At 70.5% G+C, this 5,268-nt stretch carries 4 protein-coding genes; all 4 read left to right on the top strand.

Going from position 1 to position 5,268, the window contains the following annotated elements:
* The coding region (locus D7V77_RS39830) for a metallopeptidase TldD-related protein (RefSeq protein ID WP_199733982.1) at positions 1–1,404 on the top strand (1,404 nt) is incomplete at its 5' end.
* A gap of 8 nt (positions 1,405–1,412) precedes the next feature.
* A complete protein-coding gene (locus tag D7V77_RS39825) occupies positions 1,413–2,759 on the top strand; it encodes a TldD/PmbA family protein (protein WP_120581418.1) in 1,347 nt (448 codons plus the stop codon).
* 63 nt (positions 2,760–2,822) lie between these two features.
* Positions 2,823–3,833 (top strand): ParB/RepB/Spo0J family partition protein, encoded by a 1,011-nt coding sequence (locus D7V77_RS39820; RefSeq protein ID WP_120581417.1) that lies wholly within the window; start codon positions 2,823–2,825, stop codon positions 3,831–3,833.
* Between the two features lie 45 nt (positions 3,834–3,878).
* A partial coding sequence (locus tag D7V77_RS39815) for a sigma-54 dependent transcriptional regulator (protein ID WP_147452314.1) occupies positions 3,879–5,268 on the top strand: 1,390 nt, incomplete at its 3' end.

Here is a 5,268-nt window from a genome sequence, read left to right as displayed (position 1 = left end):
TCCCCGCTCCTGCCCCCCGGTCTCCTGGAACGTCTGCTGGCGGAAGCCATGGGCCGGGGCGCGGACTTCGCGGAGGTGTACGTGGAGCGCACGTCCACGACCGCCGTGGTGCTGGAGGAGCAGCGCATCCGCAGCGCGCAGGTGGGCCTGGTGCAGGGCGTGGGCGTGCGGGTCATCGCCGGGGCCAAGGTGGGCTATGCCTACTCCGACGACTGGGACGAGGCCGCGCTCGTCCGCGCCGCGCGCACCGCCGCGATGATTGCCCAGGGCGGCGGCTCCGAGCGCGCCTACCCCGTCAAGCGCGTGCCGGTGCCCAGCCACTACCGCGTGGCCCAGCCGCTGGAGGACGTGGCGGTGGCGCGCAAGACGGCGCTCCTCACCCGCGCGAATACGGCCGCCCGCGCCTTCGACTCGCGCATCCAGCAGGTGAACGCGTCCTACGTGGATCAGACCAAGCGCATCGCCGTGGCCAACACCACCGGCCGCTTCAGCGAGGACACGCAGGACCAGTCCCGCATGAGCGTGCACGTGGTGGCGCTGGGGAAGAACGGCGAGCGGCGCACCGGAATGTACGGCAGCGGCGGCCGGGTGTCCTTCAGCTACTGGGACGGCGTGACGCCGGAGTCCGTGGCGGAGGAGGCCGCGCGCCAGGCCATCGCCACGCTGGGCGCGGTGGACTGCGTGGCGGGGCCGCAGACGGTGGTGCTGGCGCCGGGCTGGAGCGGCATCCTCCTGCACGAAGCCGTGGGCCACGGCCTGGAGGCGGACTTCATCCGCAAGGGCACGTCGCTGTTCGCGGGCAAGCTGGGGGAGAAGGTGGCCTCGGAGCTGGTGACGGTCATCGACGACGGCACGGTGTCCAGCGCGCGCGGCTCCATCAACATCGACGACGAGGGCGTGCCCGGCGAGCGCAAGGTCCTCATCGAGAACGGCGTCCTCAAGGGCTACCTCTATGATCAGCTCAACGCGAAGCTGATGAACCAGCGCTCCACGGGCAGCGGCCGGCGGGAGTCGTTCAAGAGCCTGCCCCTGCCGCGCATGACGAACACCTTCCTGGCGCCCGGAGACCACGCGCCGGAGGACATCCTCAAGGAGGTGAAGCGCGGGCTGTACTGCGCCACCTTCGGCGGAGGCCAGGTGGACATCAGCAACGGCAACTTCGTCTTCGAGGTCAGCGAGGCCTACCAGATTGAAGACGGCAAGCTGGGCCGCCCGGTGAAGAACGCCATCCTGATTGGCGTGGGGCCGGAGGCGCTGAAGAACATCAGCCGCGTGGGCTGCGACCCGATGCCGGACCCCGGCATGGGCGTCTGCGTGAAGGACGGGCAGATGATGCCCGTGGGGGTGGGCCTGCCCACCGTGCGCATCGACAACGTCACCGTGGGCGGAACGAAGGTCGGCTGAGGACAACCGTGAACTACGAACAGCTCGCGAAGAAGGTCGTTCAGCGCGCCGTGAAGAAGGGCGCGAAGCAGGCGGAGGCGTATCTGGAGGTGGGCCGCCAGAGCAGCGTGCGCGTCCGCGAAGGGCAGATTGAGGACCTCACGGAGGCCACCAGCAAGGGCCTGGGCATCCGGGTCATCGTGAAGGACCGGCTGGGCTTCGCGTACACGTCCGACTTCACGCCCGCGGGCCTGGAGCGCGTGGTGGACCTGGCCGTGCAACTGGCGGAGGCCGCCGCGCCCAACAAGCTCAACGGCCTGCCCGGCGCGAAGGACCTGGGCAAGCGCGGCGACACCGGCATCCTCTTCGACCCCAAGGTCGCGAACCTGCCCGGGGACTGGAAGATACAGGCCGCGCTGGAGGCGGAGCGCGCGGGCCGGGCCCAGGACGCGCGCGTCGTCACCTTCGACTCCGTGTCCGCCGGTGACTTCGTGGCGGAGGTGTACCTCGCGTCCAGCGAGGGCACGTCCGGCGGCTACTCCGGCACGTACGTGTACCTGGTCGCGGTGCCGGTGGCGTCGCAGAACGGGCAGCTCCAGACGGGCTACTGGCTGGACTACAAGCGCTTCCTGGACGACCTGGAGTCCCCCGAGTCCATCGGCCGTGAGGCCACGAAGCGCGCCGTGCGCATGCTGGGCGCGAAGCCGGTGAAGACGCAGCAGGTGCCGGTGGTGTTCGACCCGCTGGTGGCCGCGAGCTTCGTGGGCAACCTGTCCCAGGCCGCCAACGGCAACGCCGTGTACCAGCAGTCCAGCGTGCTCGCACCCCACCTGGGCAAGCGGCTCGCGGGAAAGCACGTCACGCTGGTGGATGACGGCCTGCTGCCCCGGGGCCTGGCCACCGCGCCGTTCGACGGAGAGGGCGTCCCCACGCGCCGCACGCCCATCCTGGATCAGGGCGTGCTGTCCGGCTTCCTCTACGACGCCTTCACCGCGCGCAAGGCGAAGGCGCGCACCACGGGCAACGCGTCGCGCGGCTACAGCGCGCTGCCGGGCATCGGCACCACCAACCTCTACCTGGAGAAGGGCACCAGGACGCCGGAGGAGTTGATCCGCGAAGTGCCCCAGGGCCTCTACGTCACCGCCCTGCTGGGCCACGGCGCGGATCCGGTGTCCGGGGACATGTCCTGCGGGGCCAACGGCCTTTGGATCGAGAACGGTGAGCTGACCCACCCGGTGCAGGAGGTGACCGTCGCGGGCCACCTCCTCCAGATGTTGAAGGACGTGGACGCGGTGGGCAGCGACCTCCAGTTCCGGGGCGGCAGCGTGGGTGCGCCCACTGTCCGCTTCCGACAGCTCACCGTGTCGGGCGCGTAGCCAGCCCGGCCCGGTCGCCTACGCTCGCGGACCTCCTCCCCCAACGGTACGAGGTCCGTGCGCATGGCCGCGAAGTCCGCTCGCAAGTCCGCCCCCGCGAAGTCGAAGTCGGCCACGCCGCGCAAGCCGCGCCGCAAGAAGGCCGAACCGAAGTCGCGGGGCCTGAGCGCGGCGGAGGTGGCGAGCGAGGCCGTGGCCTTCCCCGACGCCCTCCTCCAGGCCGTGCGCGAGGACGGCGGACAGGTGCTGTCCGTCTACCGCGACCCGCTGGGCGGACACCCCGTCGTCTTCGCCGTGCTCCCCATCGACAAGGTGGAGCCCACGCCCTACCAGCGCGACCTGTCCGAGCCCCACGTCAAACGGCTCGCGACCGCCATGGAGCGCCTGGACCGCTTCCTCGACCCCGTCATCGCGGTGCGCATGAACGGCCGCTACTGGACGCCCAACGGCAACCACCGCCTCAACGCCAGCAAGCTGCTGGGCGCGAAGTCCATCGTCGCGCTGCTCCTGCCGGACGAGGACGTGGCCTACCAAATCCTCGCCCTCAACACGGAGAAGGCCCACAACCTGAAGGAGCGCTCGCTGGAGGTCATCCGCATGGCGCGGGGCCTCGTCGGCGCGAACCGCCAGGGCAAGGAGTCCGCCTTCTCCCACCTCTTCGAGGAGCCCTCCTTCCTCACCCTGGGCGCCGCCTACGAGAAGCGCCCCCGCTTCTCCGCGGGCGCCTACCACCCCTTCGTCAAGGTGGTGGACGGCTTCCAGGACGTGCCGCTGGCACAGGCCCTGGCCGTGCGCGACGCCCAGGCGGAGCAGCTGCTGGAGCTGGACGACGCGGTGGTCGCCGTCGTCAACGCCCTCAAGGAGCGAGGCCTCCAGAGCCCCTACCTCAAGAACTTCGTCGTCGCCCGGCTCAACTTCCTGCGCTTTCGCAAGGACGGCCCACCTCCCACCTTCGAAACCACCGTGCGCCGCATGCTGACCAGCGCCCTGCGCTTCAACGTGGACAAGGTGCGCCGCGAGGACATTGGCCGCATGGGCGGCGGCCCCATGGAACCGGACGAAGAGCAGGCCTGATGGGAATGGGGATTGCAGGGCAGTGTTGAGAGGCCCCGCACTCCCATGACATCTCCCACGGTCCTGGTCGTCGACGACGACCGCGCCAACCTCGATTCCGTCGCCCGCATCTTCCAGCGGGAAGGCTTCGCCACGTTGTCCGCCGCGCAAGGCACGGAGGCGCTGGAGATGCTCCGGCGCCCCGAGGTCAGCGTCATGGTCACCGACCTGATGATGCCCGGCATGGACGGCCAGGAACTGCTCAAGGCCAGCCGCGCCATCCGCCCGGACGTGGAGGTGGTGCTGATGACCGCCTACGGCACGGTGGAGACGGCCGTGGCCGCCATGAAGGACGGCGCCTACGACTTCATCACCAAGCCCCTCAAGCGCCACGCCCTGGTGAAGGCCGTGCAGAAGGCGCTGGAGAAGCAGGCGCTCGTCCAGGAGAACACCTCCCTCAAGGCGAAGCTCGCGGAGATCAACCCCTCGGGCGGGCGCGCCATGGTGGGCCAGTCCCCCGCCTTCCGCGCCATGCTGGACACCATCCGCCAGGCGGCGCCCTCCACCGCCACGGTGCTCTTGCTGGGCGAATCCGGCACCGGCAAGGAGCTGGCCGCCAGAGCGCTGCATGAGCACTCCGCCCGGGCGAAGCAGTCCTTCATCGCCGTCAACTGCGGCGCCATTCCAGAGAGCATCCTGGAGGCGGAGCTCTTCGGCGTGGAGCGCGGCGCGTACACCGGCGCCGTCACCCGCCGAGAGGGCCGCTTCGAGCGCGCCAGCGGCGGCACCCTCTTCCTGGACGAGGTGGGCGAGATGCCCCTCTCCGCGCAGGTGAAGCTCTTGCGCGTGCTCCAGGAGGGAGAGCTGGAGCGGCTGGGCGGCACGCAGACGGTGAAGGTGGACGTGCGGCTGGTCGCCGCCACCAACAAGGACCTGCAGAAGGAGGTCGCCGAAGGGCGCTTCCGCGAGGACCTCTACTACCGCCTGCACGTGGTGGAGATCCGCGTGCCCGCGCTCGCGTCGCGCCGCGAGGACATCCCGCTGCTGGCGGAGGCCTTCCTGCGCCGCTTCTCCGCGAAGAACGGCAAGGTGCTGCGCGGCTTCTCCCCGGACGCCCTGGGCGTGCTGGAGAACTACGCGTGGCCCGGCAACGTGCGTGAGCTGGAGCACGCCGTGGAGCGCGCCGTGGTGCTGGCCCGCACGGACGTGCTGGAGGCCAGTGACCTGCCGGAGTCCGTGCGCAAGGGGCCCCTGGGCTCCGCTGGACAGCTGGTCATCCCCATCGGGACGCCCATGGAGGAGATTGAAAGGCGCGTCATCCACGAGACCCTGCGCCACACGCGCGGGGACAAGACGCTCGCCGCCCGCCTGCTGGGCATCGCCGCGCGCACCATCTACCGCAAGCTCGAGCGCGAGCAGGGCGGCCCGGACGCGCCTCCAGTCCCCCCCTCCCCTC

The sequence above is a fragment of the Corallococcus sp. CA041A genome (genome assembly GCF_003612075.1).
Classification (GTDB): Bacteria; Myxococcota; Myxococcia; order Myxococcales; family Myxococcaceae; genus Corallococcus; species Corallococcus exiguus.
Note: the sequence above shows the minus strand (reverse complement) of the source record. Positions and strands in the feature narration are given on the sequence as shown.